Source organism: Dyadobacter koreensis, assembly GCF_900108855.1.
Classification (GTDB): Bacteria; Bacteroidota; Bacteroidia; order Cytophagales; family Spirosomataceae; genus Dyadobacter; species Dyadobacter koreensis.
On record NZ_FNXY01000006.1, the window covers coordinates 350,242 to 369,147 of the forward strand.

Genomic DNA, 18,906 nt, shown 5'->3' on the forward strand with positions numbered 1-18,906 from the left:
TTGTTTTTAGAAGCATTATTGATGATTTTTACTAATTTCTAGGATTGTTACATGACTAATGGATCTTACGTTCTGGCTATTGATCAAGGTACAAGCAGTACTAAAACGCTCGTCTTTGATCAGTCTGGCGTTGCGGTTGCAAGAGGAGTCGAACCGTTAAGGACGCATTATCTCGACGGAGGTTTTGTTGAGCAGGACCCTTTCGATATATATGAAAATGTAATTTCGTCAGTTAAAAAATGTTTAAAGGATTTTGTTGGTAAGGGTGGATCACTTTTTGAAATCAAAACGTGCGGAATTACAAATCAGCGTGAAACATTCGTTCTTTGGGATGAGAAGGGGCAGCCATTGTATAATGCGGTTGTCTGGCAATGCAAGCGGTCTACCGCAATTTGTAATCGTTTGCAGTTAAATGGTTTTGACATAACGATAAAAGAAAAAACGGGGTTATTGGCGGATCCTTATTTTTCAGGTACCAAAGTGATGTGGTTGAATGAAAATCACAGCGAGATTGGAAAAAAAATCATATTGGGAAAAGTATTTTTTGGTACTGTCGACACATGGCTGCTCTATAAATTAACCGACGGGAAATCTTATCTGACAGATCATACAAATGCTTCCAGAACTTTATTTTTTAATTTAAAGACACTGGAATGGGACCACGAACTTATAGAAAGTTTTGAGCTAACCGGTCTCAATCTTCCAGGGATCCAGGCATCTTCCAGTTACTTTGGTTCAACAGATTTTGGCGGATTATTTGAAAATAAGATTGATATAACCGCCATGATCGGAGATTCTCATGCCGCCGCTTTTGGAGAAGGTTGCTTTTCGTCAGGTATCGCCAAAGCAACCATGGGTACGGGTTCGTCTATTCTGATGAATATTGGGTCCGAGCCTCAGACTTCTCAGAAAGGTATGGTTACAACCATTGGATGGAGCAGTGAAACTCACATAGAATACGCTTTTGAAGGTGTGATAGTAACCTGTGGCGCGACCATCGAGTGGATGAAAAACAGCATGGGGCTTTTTGAAAATATAAAGGATACTGAAAAAATAGCAGCTGAAATCCCGGATAGTAACGGCGTATATGTCATACCGGCGTTCAGCGGCCTGGGTGCGCCTCACTGGGATATGAACAGAAAGGCGTCCATCGTCGGCCTGACATTTGACTGCAACAAAAATCACGTGATCAGGGCTGCACTGGAATCTATTCCATATCAGATAAAAGATGTAATCAATGCAATGGAATCGGAAACCGGGATTTCGTTGCAGGAATTGATGATTGACGGAGGGATGACGTCTAATTTGTTCGTGGTACAATTGCTCGCGGACCTTCTCGAAAAGCCGGTGATAAACCTTGGGCTTGCAGAAATATCAGGCCTTGGCGCCGCTTATCTGGCAGGCTTAAAATCGGGAGTTTATGAAAATATAGAGTATCTGAAAAAATTGAATTGCGATAACCGTGTCAGCGTTATGCCGAATCCAAACGAAAAAGTTAAGGCTGGCTACGAAGGCTGGCAGGCTGCAATTGCTAATAAGATCTGATATATGAATGCAAAATATGTTCTACTTCTAATTTTGGTTTCTGTTTTTTCTTTTTCCGTTGTTGCACAAACAGAAGCGATCGAACGGTGGGATCGTTTTGAGGTTACTTTCTCTGGTCCTCAATCTGGTAATCCTTTTGATGAAGTAAACCTTTCCGCTGATTTTTCCAATGGAAAGGAAAAAGTCAAAGTCAACGGATTTTATGACGGAAATGGAAAGTATAAGATTCGTTTCATGCCGGAAACCCTCGGGGAATGGCGTTATAAAGTAACCAGTAACAGCAAGGTTTTGAATGGTAAAACCGGACATTTTACTTGTGTTGGGGCAACAGGAAATAACCACGGACCGGTAAAAGTGGCAGATACTTATCACTTTAAATACGCTGACGGAAAGAGGTATTATCCCTTTGGGACAACGCTTTACGCCTGGACACATCAACCGCAGGAGTTGGAGGACATTACCTTGCAAACTTTGAAAAATGCGCCATTCAATAAAGTCAGGATGTGTGTTTTTCCTAAATATTATTCCAATGTCGAAAATGAACCAGTTTTTTATCCCTTTGTGAAAAAAGGCGGGATGGCAGGGAAGAAGGGTGAAATTAATTTTGTCTGGGATTTTTCTAAATTCGAACCGGCCTTTTTTCAGCATTTAGAAAAACGTATCGATGATCTCAAATCGCTTGGTATTGAGGCGGATATAATTATTTTCCACCCATACGACAAAGGGCATTGGGGGTTTGACAGTTTGGGTAAGGAAAACGATTTGCGATATATAAAATATTTGACAGCCAGATTGTCATCTTTCAGAAATGTGTGGTGGTCATTGGCGAACGAGTTTGATTATATCAAGACTAAGCCTCGTGAAGTCTGGGATGTTTATACCAAAGAGGTAGTGAATAATGATCCTTATAAACACCTTTGTTCTATCCATAATGGAAGTGTTTATTATGACAATTGGAAGCCGGAATTTACACATGTAAGTATCCAGAACGGCTCAACAGTTGAAGATTTTGGTCGCGCAACCTTGCTTCGAGATGTATTTTTTCGACCGGTGTTGTATGACGAAGTGTGTTACGAAGGAGACCTGCCGCAGCGCTGGGGGCATTTAAGCGGAGAAGAAATGACATCCGCATTTTGGCACGGGGTTATTGCGGGAACGTATGTTACGCATGGTGAAACATATAAGAACAGCGGCGACACCATTTTCTGGGCAAAAGGCGGAAGGCTGATCGGGAGCAGTCCTGCACGTATCGGATTTTTGAAAAAAATTCTTGAAGAAGCACCTGGGCCGATCGAGCTTGCCGATGTTTGGAAAGACCATAAAACGGCTACGGCTGACAGTAGCCATTATCTGATTTATTTTGGGAGGGAAATGAATCAGGAATGGGAATTTAATTTGCCCAAAAAAGGAGGCCCGGCAGCGGGTAAGAAATTTCAGGTTGAAGTGATTGATACCTGGGAAATGACTATCAGGAAACTGCCTGAGGTTTTCGAAATAGCTACACCTGAGACATATCGGATTTTTGACAAAAACAGGAAGAAGATCAGGTTACCAATGAAGCCTTATCTTGCTTTGCGTATTACTGAGATCTGATATTTTGCACAGTTTTCCAACGCTGACCTGGAAATATACTTATTGAAAATCAGTACAGCGTAGAGCACTGATTACAAATTGGTGCCTGCGTTGTCATAAATCAGGGCAAACGTGCTTTAAAAAATCAAAATAAAGCGGATTGTCGATATCTTCGTCATTTGAAATGCTTGCTTTTTAAAACAGGCTCGCCAAATGTTGAAATTGAATTATGAAAACTTGTTTTTGCGGATCTTACCAGCCTTACTCACAATGTTGCGGACCGATTATAAAAGGTGCCGTCAAAGCGAATTCAGCTGAAAAACTGATGCGTTCACGTTATAGTGCGTATGTTATGGGTGAGGTGGATTATCTCTTTGAAACAACGCATACGTCGCAACGCGCAGGACTTGATAAAAAAGATATTGAACAGTGGGCGAAAAGTAATCGTTGGCAGCGGTTGGAAATTATCGGCGCGGAAACATTTCTGGTAGAATTTAAGGCATATTTCACAGACAGATCTGGCAAAAAACAAGTCCATCATGAAAAATCTTCTTTCGTTTTTGAAAATGGGAATTGGTTTTATGTAGATGGCGTTTTCAATGAAAATATTTGAAAATTCATGAAATCTAAATTCTGATGTTTCGACAATTTGTGATTGCCCGGTTTATGATCGGTTTTATTGTCTTTGTATTAACTTACATGGTTGCAGCTTATTCCTACGATAATTTTTTCAAATTCATCACAGTGAGTATGTTTCTGCTTTCGCTTTACATTATGAACGAAGCCGGAAAAGGACAGCTTCTGGAGCTTGCCAAAAAAGAGCTTGAATGTCAGGAGAGGATTCAGGAAATCGAAACACAACTACATCAGAAGGAAGCGGAATGCGAATTTTTAATACAAGCCATCATAAAAGCAAGTGAAGCAAAAGAATAGTTAATTTCACTTGCGATTATAACATTTCCCAAAAAATCGTTAGTGCCGTTCGCGGCATTGCTTATTAAGGAATCGCTTTGCTTTAATCCTCTGATGTAAAGCAAAGTGATTTTGTTATTTGGCACATCCTCTCTCTTCAAAAAAACTTTCTTTCGTTGCCGGACTTTTCAAAATTACCGGTATTTAATTTTCAATGATTTCGAATTGGTATGTTTTGGTATCGTATAAATACCAATATTTGATACTATTACGCGATATACCCTTCCCAAAAAGATCTTTTTCACAATTTTTTATAAAAATAAGTCATAAATTTTACGAAAATATTTTTTCTGTATTAAAATGTTACTAATTTTCGTAAAAAATAGAATAAAAAGAAAAATAAAAGAAAGTATCATGATCATTTATAACCCTGGTTACTACTTATGAAACAATTCTTCTGTATCATTTTTGCATTAACGCTGCTATCGCAAGCCATATATGCACAAAGTCCGACCGTGAAAGGTAAGGTGACGGGCGCGAATGACAACGAGGCTCTTCCGGGCGTCAGTGTTGTAATCAAGGGTACGCAACGGGGCACAACAACCAGTGCTGAAGGAACTTTTCAACTGGAAATTCCTGATGCTTCAACAGTTCTTGTTTTTAGTTTTGTGGGTTATAAATCGGTCGAAGAAGCAGTAGGGAGCCGTTCGGATATTTCAATCAAACTTTCGCCGGAAAACAAATCGCTGGAAGAAGTCGTAGTAGTAGGATATGGAACACAGAGTAAAAGAGCGGTAACCGGATCCGTGATTTCCATCAATTATGACAAATTTAAAGACCGTTCATTTAGTAATGTCACGCAGTCGTTGGCTGGAAGTTTGCCGGGTGTTAACATTTCTCAATCACAGGGGGCGCCGGGTTCTTCCCCGGTTATTAAAATCAGGGGCGTAAGTTCGATCACGGCCGGAACAAATCCTTTGATTGTAGTGGATGGTGTTCCGCTTGAAAACTTCAATTTGAACCTGATCAATCCTCAGGATATAGAGTCTGTGGAGGTTTTGAAGGATGCATCTTCCGCGGCTATATATGGCTCGCGCGGATCCAGCGGCGTCATTCTCGTAACTACAAAAATGGGAAAACCAGGAAAAACAAATATCAGCGCCAACGTCGAATATGGTTCACAGAAAGTAATTCGAAAAGTGGGTATGATGGACGCGCAGCAGTATATCTCAACCTATATTGATGCAAAAAATAACGCCTGGATGGCGCAAGGGGGAAAGGCTAGCGACCCTAACAGCGCTCGGCCGGCAACGCTGAGGATTCCTGAAGATTTTACAAATAATCCGCAGCAGTTCGGTAAAGGCACCGACTGGCAGGATGTAATGTTCCGCACGGCTCCTTCAGTAAATGCTCAGCTATCTGTTTCGGGTGGTACTGAAAAAACGCAGTACCTGTTTTCCGGAGCTTATCTGGATCAGACTGCGGTACTGGACGAAAATTATTACAAACGATTATCCCTTCGTTCCAATGTGCGTACCCAGGTCAGTAAAAAACTGGCTATTGGACTGAATCTTGGTGTAACTGCGATATTTGACAGAACAGAAGGAACGAAAGGGAAGAGCGACGTGATCAGTCTTGGTTTGCAGAGTGATCCGATTTTTCCGGTATATAATGAAAATGGGAACTACGGATTCAGGGATCCGAATTCGACATGGTTTCGTTTTACTTCTTATGCTGACATGAACCTCTGGCATCCATATTCTCTCACACGAGAGGTTGATAAAGGAAATAAATCCTTCAATACTTTGGGGACCGCTTTCCTTGAATACAATATCCTGGACGACCTGAAATTCAGAACGAGTATCAGTGGAAATCTATTCAACAACCGGAATCATTTTTACTGGAACGATAAACAAAAATATGGTTATTCCGCGGTGTTGGCTGCGCAGGGAAATGCAGGAGACGCGTATATGCTGAACTGGCTGAGTGAAAACACACTTTCCTATGATAAAAAGATCGGAGATCATGCTTTCACCGGATTGTTAGGTTACACCATCCAGAAACAGCGTGACGAAACAATGTATGTTGCGGCAAATAATTTTCCGAATGATCTTGTCCATACCCTGAATGCCGGTACGGTGACGGCCGGAAATACCACAGCGAGCGAATGGTCTTTGTTATCTTATCTGGGACGTATTCAATATAACTTTAAGAATAAATATTTCATCACAGGTGCGCTTCGCCGAGACGGGATGTCAAGATTCGGAGAAGATAATAAGTGGGGTTACTTTCCTTCGGTATCAGGAGGCTGGCTAATCTCGGATGAGAATTTTATGGCGGGTGTCAGCGCAGTAAATAACCTGAAATTGCGTGTAAGTTATGGTGTGACCGGAAATAACCAGATTCCAAATTATGGAGCGATCAGCCTTCTCGGTGCTGCTAATTATGTGACCGGCACTAATCTTTCGAACGGTTTGAAAGTGAGCGGTCTGGCTAATTCGGGCTTGAAATGGGAGAAGACGAACCAGTTCAATGTGGGCGTGGACCTGGGGCTTTTTAACAACAGGATCAATCTTTCCGCAGAATTCTACAATTCGATTACACGGGATATGCTGCTATATGTGCCCGTCCCTGACATCACCGGATTTTCTTCACAGCTTTCCAATATCGGAAAAATGCGCAACCGTGGTGTTGAATTTAATATTTCAAGCAAAAATCTTACAGGTGATGGAAACGGTGACGGCCTGACGTGGACGACAGACTTCAACATTTCAAGAAACCGCAACGAAGTTCTGCAGCTCGGACCGGGAAATGCACCGATCCAGTACGTTGATAATGTGGTGACCGTAAGAACGGAAGTGGGCCAGCCGGTATCAAATTTCTTCGGTTATAAATTTGATGGAGTGTTCAAAAATCAGGCGGAGATTGACGCTTATCCGCATCATGCAAGCACAACACCAGGCGACCCCAAAGTGAGAGATGTTAACGGCGACGGCAAGATTACCGATGCAGACAGGACCATTATCGGCAATTATCAGCCAGATTTTATTGCCGGTATAACAAACACGGTCGGTTATAAAGGCTTTGAGCTTTCCTTCATGTTTCAGGGATCTTTTGGAGGAGAGATTGCAAATAACAACATCCGTTATCTTGGCACCTGGGATAATGGCCGGAATTTCTTCTCGAATACCTATGATTACTGGCGTTCAGAAAGTAACCCTGGAGACGGCAAGCATTTCAAGCCAAACGTAAATTACCTGGGCCTTCAGAAACAATTTTCATCTTATTGGGTTGAAGATGCGTCTTTCGTAAGATTAAGAAATATCCGAATTTCTTATTCAGTTCCATCGAGATGGATCAGCAAATTGGCAATGACTAACGCTCGAATTTATGTCAATGCTGAAAACGTGCATTTGTTTAGCAAATACACGGGTTATGATCCTGAAAACACGACTTATGGCACGACTTCATACAGTAGCAGCATGGAAACTTCCGGCTCATACAGTAGTGGCAACGCCCCGGTTCCGGGTGCATTTCAGGGAGTGGATTACGGATCGTATCCGTTGCCGCGTGTAATCACAGTAGGTATCAAAGCTGACTTTTGATTTGAACTTTTAAAAGAATAATCGAAGGTGAAAAACCTTTTAACCGATAAAAATTATGAAAAAAATATCAGGATATCTGGCAATGTTTTGTCTGCTGATGGTGGGCATGAGTTGTGGGGACTCGTTTCTTGAACTGGCTCCGGTATCAAATCCGAATGCAGAGAATTTTTATAAAACCACTGCTGATTTTGACCTTGCTGCTAACGCGGCTTATAATACATTATACACCGTTTACAATCCGGAAGGACCTGTCTCGTATGCCGGAGAATTGATGGGAGATAATGTGACGATTTATAATATTTCTGGGAATCAGGCTGACAAATGGCAGTTCAGGGATTATTCGCTAGCACCCGCGAATACAATGGTATATCAATTCTGGCAGGATTTCTACAAATCATTATACAGCATCAATATAATCCTTTCCAAAATTGAATCCGCTGAGCTAAATGCTGACTACAAAGCGAAAATGCAGGGAGAGATGTTGTTCCTGAGGTCTCTTTATTATTATCAGATGGTACAAATCTGGGGCGATCTTCCTATTGTGACGGCTCCCGTTTCTGCTGCTGAAAGTTATAATATTTTACGGTCCCCGGCCATCGAAGTTTATGCGCAGATTGTGAAAGATTTACAGGAGGCGAAGGTGAAATTACCGATTGCCGCTTCCGCAGTTGTCGGACGGGCTTCGAAAGGTGCCGCCCAAACCCTGCTGGGAAAAGTCTATCTTTCTATGGGTGATAAAAATAATGCTGCCAAAGAATTGAAAGAAGTTTACGATAGTAATCAATATCAGCTCTTGCCTTCTTATGCTTCATTATGGGATGTGAAAAATAAAAATACCAGGGAATCTATTTTTGAAATTCAATACCTTGGAGGATCTGCGATCAATCCTTACAGTAATTATTATCTTGTTTTCTTCCCCAACTCCAATGCACTCGGTTTTTATGGAGCAGGTATGAATCAGGTGGTCAATGATATTTGGGACGAGTATGAAGCAGGTGATAGTCGTCGTGTGGCTTCTATCGATACCGGATATACGGACGCAAAGGGAAATTTTACAGCTGCACGATTTCCAAAAAAGTGGACAGATAAAACCGCGCCGCTTATCAACCAGTCGATTGCTGCAAACAACAACTTCATCGTTTTGCGTTATGCAGATCTGCTGATGTTATTGACTGAGGCGACCGGCGAGGTTTCCTACATGAACCAGGTTCGTAAGAGAGTAAACCTGCCCTTGTATGGAGAGGCTGGTTATCCTGCAAAATACTCATCAGTAGCCCTGGCGCTTGAACATGAACGGCGTGTGGAATTAGCATTCGAATTTCATCGCTGGTTTGATTTAAAAAGAACTAATCGCGCTGTACCGGTTTTGACTTCGAAGGGAAAAAATGTGACCCAGGAAAAACTTGTTCTGCCGATTCCAAATATCGTTCGTGACCAAAACAATAAAATCACTCAAAACACGGGATACTAAAATTCTTAAATATCAGAAAGTTAACAGGCCAAAAAGGCTCTGTTAACTTTCCGGCATTTACGTCAATCCAACATATTGACAGAATAATCAGCGTTATGACAGATAAAAAATTTTCGTTTCAGTGCGTATTTGTTTCACTTCTTTTGCTTTCGGGGGTATTGGGTTGTCAAACTGATAAAAAAGCTGAACAAAAAGAATTGAAACCGAAACTGAATATTTCAGAAAACAGGAGATTTTTCACCGATGAAAACGGAAAGCCATTTTTCTGGCTGGGCGATACAGGGTGGCTTTTATTCAGCAAGCTGGATCGGCAGGAGGCGATTAAATATCTGGACGACAGGCAGAAAAAGGGGTTTAACGTGATTCAGGTCATGATTTTACATTCCTTAAAATTCGCTGATGCCTATGGAGATTCTGCTCTTGTCAATAAAAATGTGGCCAGACCATATATCAAAGAGGGAATTTCAACCGATTCGAGCCAGGATGATTATTGGGACCACGTGGATTTTATAGTCGACGAGGCTGGGAAAAGAGGAATATTCATGGCCATGGTTCCTGTATGGGGTAATAATGTCAAATCTGGTCGCGTAAGTCGCGATGATGCGAAAACTTATGCGTCCTGGCTTGCAGATCGTTATAAAAATAAACGCAATATTATCTGGCTTAATGGCGGAGATATTATGGGTACGGATTCAACAGAAACCTGGAAAATTATCGGCAACACTTTGAAGGCAAAAGATCCAAATCACCTTGTTACGTTTCATCCATTCGGTCGCCGGCAATCTTCTGCCTGGTTCCACGATGAGCCATGGCTTGATTTCAATATGTTCCAGTCCGGTCACCGTGATTATGCGCAGGATATTGATTCCAATAGCCTGAAATTTGGGGAAGATAATTGGCGATACATACAAGACGATTATTCAAAAACACCGGTGAAACCGACATTGGATGGAGAGCCATCTTACGAGGGAATTCCACACGGCTTGCACGATCCGAACAAGCCGCTATGGACAGCCGACGATGTGCGGCGTTATGCTTACTGGTCGGTTTTTGCTGGCGGAAGCGGTTTCACCTATGGGAATAGTGCGGTGATGCAAATGCTGAAACCAACAGATAATAAATCTTCTTATGGGGCAAAATCATATTGGTATGACGAAATAAATGCACCAGGAGCATCGCAAATGATCTTTTTGAAAAACCTGATGTTGTCAAAATCTTATTTTGACCGTATTCCTGACCAGTCGTTGATCGCTGATAACGGAGAGAAATATAACCGGATTGTAGCGACTCGGGGTAAGGATTACGTCTTTGCATATACCTACAACGGCCGCAATTTTAAAGTAAATCTTGGAACAATAAGCGGTGAGAAGATAAAGGCTTCATGGTATAACCCGCGGAATGGGAAAAATGCTGAAATCGGAGATTTTGATAATCAGGGAGTGAAGGAATTTGATCCCCCTGGAAACCTGAAAAATGGAAATGATTGGGTACTCGTGCTAAGTCATTAATCCTTAACAATTAATTATTATAACATGGCCTTTAATCCATTCCGACTTTTTTTGTTCGGTCTAACGGCTGTTCTTGGAGAAATCCAGGCACAGGACACAATCAGCTATACCGGGGCAACATTGGTCAATGTAGATTATCATCATGGACAGCTGAATCCGGTAATAGGCGTGCATAACGTGCAGACTTTACGCGTAAGTCGGGATAATAAAGAAACGGGTTACGACTGGACTTACAACCATGCGCCTATGCTTGCCTATTGGAATAATACATTTTACCTCAATTATTTGAGTAACCCGGTTGGGGAGCATATCCCGCCCGGGCAAACACTTTTGCAGACATCAGCTGATGGGAATTCTTGGTCAAAACCAAAAGTGATATTTCCACCTTACAAAATTCCGGACGGCACAACTAAAAAAGATTATCCGGGTGAGGCGAAAGATCTTTATGCGGTTATGCATCAGCGCATGGGTTTTTTTGTATCCAAAAATAATCGATTGCTGACGCTGGGGTTTTACGGAATTGCGCTGGACGCGAAAGATGATCCGAATGATGGAAATGGAATAGGACGGGTGGTACGCGAGGTTTATAAGAATGGAACACTTGGTCCGATTTATTTCATTCGTCACAATGCATCATGGAAACAAAAATCGGAATATCCGTTGTATTCGACGAGCATGGATAAAGAATTTATTGCTGCTTGTGATGAATTATTATCGAACAAATTAATGACACAGCAGTGGGTTGAAGAGGCTGATCGTAATGATCCAATTGTCTCGCTGAAAGGAGAATACAAGGCATTTAGCTATTATCATTTGCCAGATGGACGTGTTGTCGGATTGTGGAAAAATGCCTTGACGAGTGTTAGCACGGATAACGGGAAGACTTGGTTATATAAGCCTAAAAGAGCTCCGGGCTTTGTTAATAGTAATGCCAAAATATGGGGACAGAAGACTTCCGATGGAAAATATGCCACTGTTTATAATCCGTCAGAATTCCGCTGGCCGCTTGCTCTATCCGTAAGTGATAACGGATTGGACTATAAAAATCTCCTGCTTGTAAATGGTGAAATCACTTCCATGCGTTACGGCGGAAATTATAAATCCTATGGACCGCAATATGTTCGGGGTATTGAAGAAGGAAATGGAGCACCGCCGGACGGAAAACTCTGGCTGACTTACAGCATGAATAAAGAGGATATCTGGGTGTCGTCTGTACCTATTCCCGTGAAAGAAAAAGCCGAACGTCACGCGAATGATAATTTCGCGGAAATGCTGGATGGGAAGGAGCTTGATTCCTGGAATATTTATAGTCCGCTGCTCGCGTGTGTGAAAATTGAGAAGTCTCCGGAAGGTGAGAAGGTACTTTCTTTACAAGACTCCGACCCATTTGATTATGCAAAATCGGAACGTGTTATACCTGCGTCGAAACATCTACAAGCAGAAATCTCAGTGACACCTGAACAAAACTCAAACGGTCTTTTGGATATCGAATTTCAGGATGCAAAAGGAGCTGCGGGTATTCGACTTTCATTCGATTCAACAGGAGTTTTTAGAGCTAAAGCGGGATATAGAAACAAGACTTTGATGAGATATGAAGGAAATCGTGAATACAAAATTGTCGTTAAACTGAATACGGAAACGCGCTTGTATACGGTCGCGGTCAATGGGAAAAATACTGGAAATAACATTCTTTTTGCGCCATTGGAGAGCGTTGAACGTATTGTTTTCCGTACCGGAGATATTCGTCGTTTTCCAAATGCTGACACGCCTACCGATCAAATGTATGATTTGAAAAATGCTGAAAAGCTTGATAAAAAAGCCCGGTACAGAATCAGGTCGCTGAAAACGAGCAGCTTTTAACTAATGAAATTTATAATGTTTTTTTCCAAAAATGTTTTTGGTGTCACTTGTCTGCTGTGCATTTTTTGTACTGAATTGGTTTTTGCACAAAACACGGCAACCTGGATCTGGTATCCGGGAGATTATGAAATATGGCTAGGCAATTCCATGCAAAATCGTCGGACTGAAAGAGGCTCATTTTTGCCGCCGTTCTGGAAATATGACAGTCATTACATCATGGTAGATTATTCTAAGGAATTTAATCTGACAGCGCCGGAAGAAATTGAGATTTACGCAGAGGGAGATTATAATGTAAAAATCAACAGTAATCTAATCCATGGAATGCCTGAAAAGCTGCTGATTCCAGCAGGTAAACAAAAACTCAATTTCAAAGTTTATGCCCAGGAGCGTGTCCCTGCGTTATTTGTAAAAGGAAAAACGATCATCTCGGATCAAACCTGGAAGGTTACTAATGAAGATAAAGAGTGGATCGATGAATCCGGAAAAGTTTCTGATATATCGGGTACTAAATATCTGCTGGCTGGAAGTTGGAATTTTTATGATCCAAACTCTCCGCCTTCTAAATTCAGATTACCGACAGAACCTCAAGCTGCAGCTCATATTACTAAAAATGAAAAGTCATGGCTGGTTGACTTTGGCAAGGAAACTTTTGGCTTCGTCAAGCTGCATGGTTTGAGAGGAAAAGGGAGGTTAACGCTTTATTACGGGGAGTCAGAGGAAGAAGCGTTGGGGACGAAAACGTGCGAAACGCTTGATGAGCTGGAAATTAATAACAGCGTTTCGCGGGATACTACCTTAACTGGTTCGCGGGCTTTCAGATTTGTCAATATCCATTTTGATGATGGAATCAGTTTTGACTCTGTCTCCATGCTGTACGAATTTTTACCCGCCGCTGATCGTGGCGCCTTTAAAAGTTCTGACGAACAACTGAATAGGATTTGGGAAGTTTCGAAGTACACATTGCACCTGAACACACGTGAGTTTTTCATTGATGGTATCAAACGTGACCGATGGATTTGGTCGGGAGATGCTTATCAGAGTTATCTGATGAATTATTATCTGCTTTTTGATTCGCCTTCTGTAACCCGTACACTGTTGGCCAATCGTGGCAAAGATCCCGTGACTAGCCATGTGAACACGATTATGGATTATACATTTTACTGGTTCATGGGAATTTACGATTACTATCTGTATTCGGGAGACAAGCTTTTTATCAGGCAGTTTTATCCCCGGATGCAAAGTCTGATGGATTTTTGTCTGGCAAGAAGAAATAAAGATGGGTTACTTGAAGGGAAGACCGGTGACTGGGTATTCATCGACTGGGCAGAGGGATTAAGTAAAAAGGGAGAGGTCAGTTTTGAGCAGTTGCTTTTTTGCAGAAGCCTTGAAGCAATGGCCCTTTGTGCGAATGTGGCCGAAGATACTGACGGGGCTAACCAATATGGTGCGCTGGCCAAAGACCTGAAGGCGAAAGTTTTTTCGATTTACTGGAATGAAGGTAAAGGTGCATTTGTGCACAGCAGAGTCAATGGAAGCCAAACGGATCATGTAACCCGATATACAAATATGTTTGCGATTTTCTTTGATTATTTCAACGAAGTGCAAAAACAGTCTGTAAAAAAGAATGTGCTCATGAATGATAAGGTACAGAAAATCACGACGCCTTATATGCGCTTTTACGAGTTGGAGGCTCTTTGTGCTATAGGTGAGCAAGAGCATGTTTTGAAAGAAATGAAGGATTATTGGGGAGGTATGCTAAATCTCGGCGCGACATCTTTCTGGGAAAAATATGATCCGAATGAAAAAGGAGTACAGCACTATGCTATGTATGGCCGGGAATTTGGAAAAAGTCTTTGCCATGCCTGGGGTGCCAGTCCGATTTATCTTTTGGGGAAATATTATCTGGGTGTGAAACCAACTTCACCAGCATATCAAACTTATTTAATTGAACCTGTCTTAGGTGGGTTGCAGTGGATAGAGGGAAAGGTCCCAACCGCTAATGGTGACATTTCTGTCTACTGTAGCACAAAGCAAATCAAGGTCAAGGGTGATACAGGAATAGGAACATTGCGGTTTAAAAGCAAAAATAAACCAGTTAGTAAGGGCAATAATATACGTGTAATTGGAAACGGTGTTTTTGAGTTGACAATAGAAAAGGGGAAAGAATATGTCATTGCATATAGTGCGAAATTGTAAAAAACAGTTAAAAGTGATGATGCGAAAGAGATCGAAATATATTCTGGGAGCTTTTGTTTGCACTTTGCTGGCAAGCCAGGAAGGTAACGGACAAAGTAAAGGTCTGGTGAACACATCTAAAAGTTCACATGCAAAACTTTACAGCACGGATATGGATGCGGTGCAATGGACGCAGGGTTTTTGGGCCGACAGATTCAGAGTTTGCAAAGAAATGATGGTTCCTGACCTTTGGAAAACATATACAAATCCTGAATTAAGCCATTCATTCCGCAATTTTGAAATTGCCGCCGGTCTTGAAGAAGGGAAATTCAGGGGGCCGTCTTTTCATGATGGCGACTTTTACAAAACCTTTGAGGCGATGGCCAGTATGTATGCTGTCACTAAAGATGTAAAGCTGGATGCAACTATGGATCATGCCATCGCTGTAATTGCAAAAGCTCAGCGTAACGACGGATATATTTATACGAAAGCAATCATCGAACAAAAGCAAAAAGGTGATTCGAAAATGTTCGATGACCGGCTGAGTTTTGAAGCCTATAATTTCGGCCATTTGATGACGGCCGCCTGTGTTCATTACCGGGCGACCGGAAAAACTTCGCTGCTGGCTGTTGCTAAAAAATCTGCTGATTTTCTGATTGGTTTTTATAGTACCGCCTCCGACGAGCAGGCAAGAAATGCCATTTGTCCGTCACATTACATGGGTCTTTCTGAGTTGTACCGGACAACCCGTGAAGAGAAATATCTTACGTTGGTCAAACATTTGATTGCCATAAAAGGTGCTACTGAGGGAACGGACGACAACCAGGATCGTATTCCATTTTTGAAACAAACGAAAGTAATGGGGCATGCGGTGAGAGCAAATTATTTGTTTGCCGGTGTTGCTGATGTGTATGCCGAAACTGGCGATCCTGCACTGCTATCACAGCTGAATTTGATGTGGGATGATCTCACACAACATAAAATGTACGTAACCGGTGGATGTGGTTCTTTATATGATGGAGTTTCGCCGGATGGGACTTCTTATAAGCCGAATGAGGTACAGAAAATCCATCAGGCGTATGGCCGCGATTTTCAGCTTCCAAATTTTACTGCTCATAATGAAACTTGCGCCAACATCGGAAATGTACTTTGGAACTGGCGAATGCTGCAAATTACCGGCGACGCGAAGTATGCTGATATTGTAGAACTAGCACTCTATAACAGTGTTTTGTCAGGAATAAGTTTGAGTGGAGACAAGTTTTTATATACAAATCCATTAAGTTCTTCCGACGCTTTGCCCTTTGCGCAGCGCTGGTCGAAAGATCGTCAGCACTACATCGGACTCTCGAATTGCTGTCCGCCGAATACGGTTCGCACCGTTGCCGAGGTCAGTCAATATGCTTATAGTGTATCAGATAAGGGACTATATTTTAATCTGTATGGTGGAAATAATCTTGAAACAAAACTGAAAAGCGGCTCCGTTTTAAAACTTTCGCAGACCACTGATTATCCATGGGATGGCAAAGTGAGCATCAAACTGGAAGAAGCGCCAACAGAATCATTTTCTTTATTTCTTCGTATTCCCGGCTGGTGTAGTGACGCAAAGCTGCTTGTAAATGGCAAATCGCAAACCGTGAAACTGACACCAGGCGAATATGCAGAAATAGATAATACCTGGAAATCAGGTGATAAAATTGAGCTTATGCTGCCTATGCCCGTTCGCCTGATAGAGTCAAATCCTTTGGTAGAAGAAACACGGAATCAGGTTGCAGTTAAACGAGGACCTGTGGTATATTGCCTTGAATCCATGGATCTTCCAAAAGGAAAAACCATTTTTGACGTGGCCATTCCGGTAAAAAACAACCTGAAACCATCCCGCTTAACAATTGAAAACAGCCCAATTATGAGCTTGGAAGGTGAGGCAGCTTTGGTTGACAACTCTAACTGGAGTAAAAAATTATATCGCGAAATATCAACGGAAACACCGAAAATGATTCCCGTTCGCCTCGTGCCTTATTATGCCTGGGGCAACCGCGGTCACAATGACATGTCCGTCTGGCTGCCCCTGGTCAGGTGATCAGGCATTGTCCAGTAAAAAGCCAGGATCGATATCCAATTTTTTGTACACAGCTTTTAGAAAAGAAACATCTGGCTCACGTTTGCCACTCAGGATTTGCGAAAGTTTAGGTTTTCCCAGACCCAGCATATCGGCTAAAGCAGCTTGGGTAAGTTTGAGTTGGAAACGTTTTAATTCGACCATTTCGCTAATCGTTTTGGGCATAGGGAAAGGATAAAAAATCTTTTCATAAGCTTGAATGGAAGAAGCCAGTGTTTCGATTTTTTCAGCCTCTTGAATGGTGATATTATTCTCACCTTTCTTCATCAACGAATTAAGTTGATCAAGGGCGTTTTGGTAATCTTTTTCTGTTTTTATGATTTTCATAAAATTGATCATTATAATGTTGTCAGATCCAATTTATCATACGCTTTATGTGTGCCCACGAAACGAATAAAGAGTGTTCGCTTTCTGAAAAATATCCTGGCGATTAGTCGACAATTATTTCCGGAAATGTTTAAAACAAATAAACCGTTACCAACAGAGTCGACGGACTTATAAGAATGTTTTAAATCGCTGAAATTAGACCAGTCGGCTATTGTAGTTTCTCGATACCATTTTTACAACGCGTTTTGATAAAGCGGATTTATTATGCAAAACTCTCTGATGGCACGATGCGAAACAATTACCATAAAATGAATTTTAAGTGTGTGTGTAATAAATATTATTTACAAATATAAAATAATATTTCAAATTATGAAATTTATGAACATTCTGAAATTTTGTACTTGTATTGCTGTTTTAGTATTAATTTCAAGCAGATACGGCTATGTGTCAGCTCAACAAACCTACCAGTCCAACTGGCCTTCTCTGGAAAAACATGTTGAAGTCCCGGAATGGATTCGGGATGCGAAATTTGGAATTTATTGTCATTGGGGCGTTTACGCAGTTCCGGCGTATAACAATGAACATTACATCCAACACATGCATAACGACAGTCCGGATTATTCAAAACTGGGAACTTATAAACGCCATCTGGCACTTTACGGACCACTGGAAAAATTCGATTATCATGACTTTATCCCGATGTTTAAAGGTGAGAAATTTAATGCTGATGAGTGGGCAGATTTATTTGTGAAAGGCGGAGCGAAGTTTGCCGGTCCTGTAGCTGAGCATCATGATGGTTTTGCAATGTGGGACAGTAAGTTGACACCGTTTAATGCAAAAGCGATGGGCCCTAAACGTGATGTAGTTGGTGAACTGGAAAAATCGATACGTAGCAGAGGGATGAAATTTTTCACGTCGCTGCATCATGAGTTGAATTACACAAATGTGAAAATGAAGCCGGGATGGGCCGGAACAGATCCGAAATATGCAAAGCTATATGGTTCTACAATGAAAAAGGCGGAGTGGGATCAGATGTGGATGGATAAGTGTAATGAACTGGTTGATAAATATCACCCGGATATCATTTATCATGACGCATGGCTCGAACAAGTCCCCACAAAGAATATTCAAACTTATCTGTCCCATTTTTTCAATGAGGCCGAAAAGAGAAAACAGGATGTGATTGTCACATATAAAGGCGATGATCTCCCGGCTGGCGTGGGTATGGAAGATCATGAAAACTCAAACCCGACACAAATAATACCTAAACCATGGTTATGTGATTATTCGATCGGAACGGGTTTGTCTTATTCATGGGGGTATACGGAAGGGATGGAGATAAGGCCGGCGAAAGAAATTATTCAGACATTGATTGAAGTCGTCAGCAAGAACGGTCAAATGCTTCTGAATCTTTCTCCAAAAGCAGACGGAACGTTTCCGGACGATCAGAAAGAAGTGGTTTACAAAGTCGGGCGGTGGATGTGGTCGTTCGGGGAGGCACTTTATGATACAAGACCTTTTGATGTTTTCGGTGAAACGACCCAGGCAAAAAATAAGGTTTATTATACGCGAAAAGATAAAACTGTTTATGCGATTTTTCTTGACTGGCCAGGCGACAACGTTGCGATTAATTTGAAACAAATGACAAAGGAAAGTCTTAAAGGAAATGTAAAGTCAGTGCAATTGTTGGGGTTGAAAAATTTGGTGAAATGTGAAAATCAGCTGAATGAAACTGGTTTGAGATTTACGGTTCCAGCAAAAACGAGAGTTCCCTCTGATATCGCTTATGTTTTTAAGATAGAAACGGAATAGTAT

General features: G+C 41.6%; 12 protein-coding genes and 1 pseudogene. 11 read left to right on the forward strand and 2 right to left on the reverse strand.

Annotated elements, in window-relative coordinates; translation table 11 throughout:
• Window positions 1–51: 51 nt before the first annotated feature.
• From BMY70_RS20160 to BMY70_RS20205, 10 genes are all read left to right on the forward strand, one after another.
• Window positions 52–1,545 (forward strand): FGGY family carbohydrate kinase, encoded by a 1,494-nt coding sequence (locus tag BMY70_RS20160; RefSeq protein WP_090338087.1) that lies wholly within the window; start codon window positions 52–54, stop codon window positions 1,543–1,545.
• A gap of 3 nt (window positions 1,546–1,548) precedes the next feature.
• Window positions 1,549–3,138 carry a DUF5060 domain-containing protein gene (locus BMY70_RS20165; protein ID WP_090338088.1) on the forward strand — a complete coding sequence of 530 codons (1,590 nt, stop codon included), beginning with the start codon at window positions 1,549–1,551 and terminating at the stop codon, window positions 3,136–3,138.
• Between the two features lie 208 nt (window positions 3,139–3,346).
• Entirely contained in the window at window positions 3,347–3,730 is a 384-nt protein-coding gene (locus tag BMY70_RS20170; RefSeq protein WP_090338089.1) for a YchJ family protein, read from the forward strand.
• Window positions 3,731–3,753: 23 nt separating this feature from the next.
• Entirely contained in the window at window positions 3,754–4,050 is a 297-nt protein-coding gene (locus tag BMY70_RS20175; protein WP_090338090.1) for a hypothetical protein, read from the forward strand.
• A 422-nt stretch (window positions 4,051–4,472) separates the two neighbouring features.
• The gene (locus BMY70_RS20180) at window positions 4,473–7,634 is read left to right on the forward strand and encodes a SusC/RagA family TonB-linked outer membrane protein (protein ID WP_090338091.1); all 3,162 of its coding nucleotides are present in this window, start codon (window positions 4,473–4,475) and stop codon (window positions 7,632–7,634) included.
• A 55-nt stretch (window positions 7,635–7,689) separates the two neighbouring features.
• On the forward strand, window positions 7,690–9,105 hold the full coding sequence (locus BMY70_RS20185; RefSeq protein ID WP_090338092.1) for a RagB/SusD family nutrient uptake outer membrane protein: 1,416 nt from the start codon (window positions 7,690–7,692) through the stop codon (window positions 9,103–9,105).
• A 95-nt stretch (window positions 9,106–9,200) separates the two neighbouring features.
• Window positions 9,201–10,613, forward strand: coding sequence for a glycoside hydrolase family 140 protein (locus BMY70_RS20190; RefSeq protein ID WP_090338093.1), 1,413 nt, complete (start codon window positions 9,201–9,203; stop codon window positions 10,611–10,613).
• A 24-nt stretch (window positions 10,614–10,637) separates the two neighbouring features.
• Complete coding sequence (locus BMY70_RS20195; protein WP_090338094.1) at window positions 10,638–12,473, forward strand: sialidase/neuraminidase family protein; 1,836 nt, start codon at window positions 10,638–10,640, stop codon at window positions 12,471–12,473.
• 15 nt (window positions 12,474–12,488) lie between these two features.
• Entirely contained in the window at window positions 12,489–14,669 is a 2,181-nt protein-coding gene (locus BMY70_RS20200) for an alpha-L-rhamnosidase-related protein (RefSeq protein ID WP_218148656.1), read from the forward strand.
• Between the two features lie 16 nt (window positions 14,670–14,685).
• Window positions 14,686–16,725: an aceric acid hydrolase gene (locus tag BMY70_RS20205; protein WP_229209702.1), complete on the forward strand. Its 2,040-nt coding sequence runs from the start codon at window positions 14,686–14,688 to the stop codon at window positions 16,723–16,725.
• Here BMY70_RS20205 and BMY70_RS20210 read toward each other — a convergent pair whose 3' ends face one another.
• Together BMY70_RS20210 and BMY70_RS31700 are read right to left on the reverse strand one after the other, a co-directional pair.
• Window positions 16,726–17,091, reverse strand: coding sequence for a helix-turn-helix domain-containing protein (locus BMY70_RS20210; RefSeq protein ID WP_090338333.1), 366 nt, complete (start codon window positions 17,089–17,091; stop codon window positions 16,726–16,728).
• 11 nt (window positions 17,092–17,102) lie between these two features.
• Window positions 17,103–17,312, reverse strand: a pseudogene (locus BMY70_RS31700) (type II toxin-antitoxin system HigB family toxin); the annotation flags it as partial.
• A 157-nt stretch (window positions 17,313–17,469) separates the two neighbouring features.
• Between BMY70_RS31700 and BMY70_RS20220 the strand changes: the two are divergent.
• Window positions 17,470–18,903 (forward strand): alpha-L-fucosidase, encoded by a 1,434-nt coding sequence (locus BMY70_RS20220; protein WP_177197081.1) that lies wholly within the window; start codon window positions 17,470–17,472, stop codon window positions 18,901–18,903.
• Window positions 18,904–18,906 lie beyond the last annotated feature (3 nt).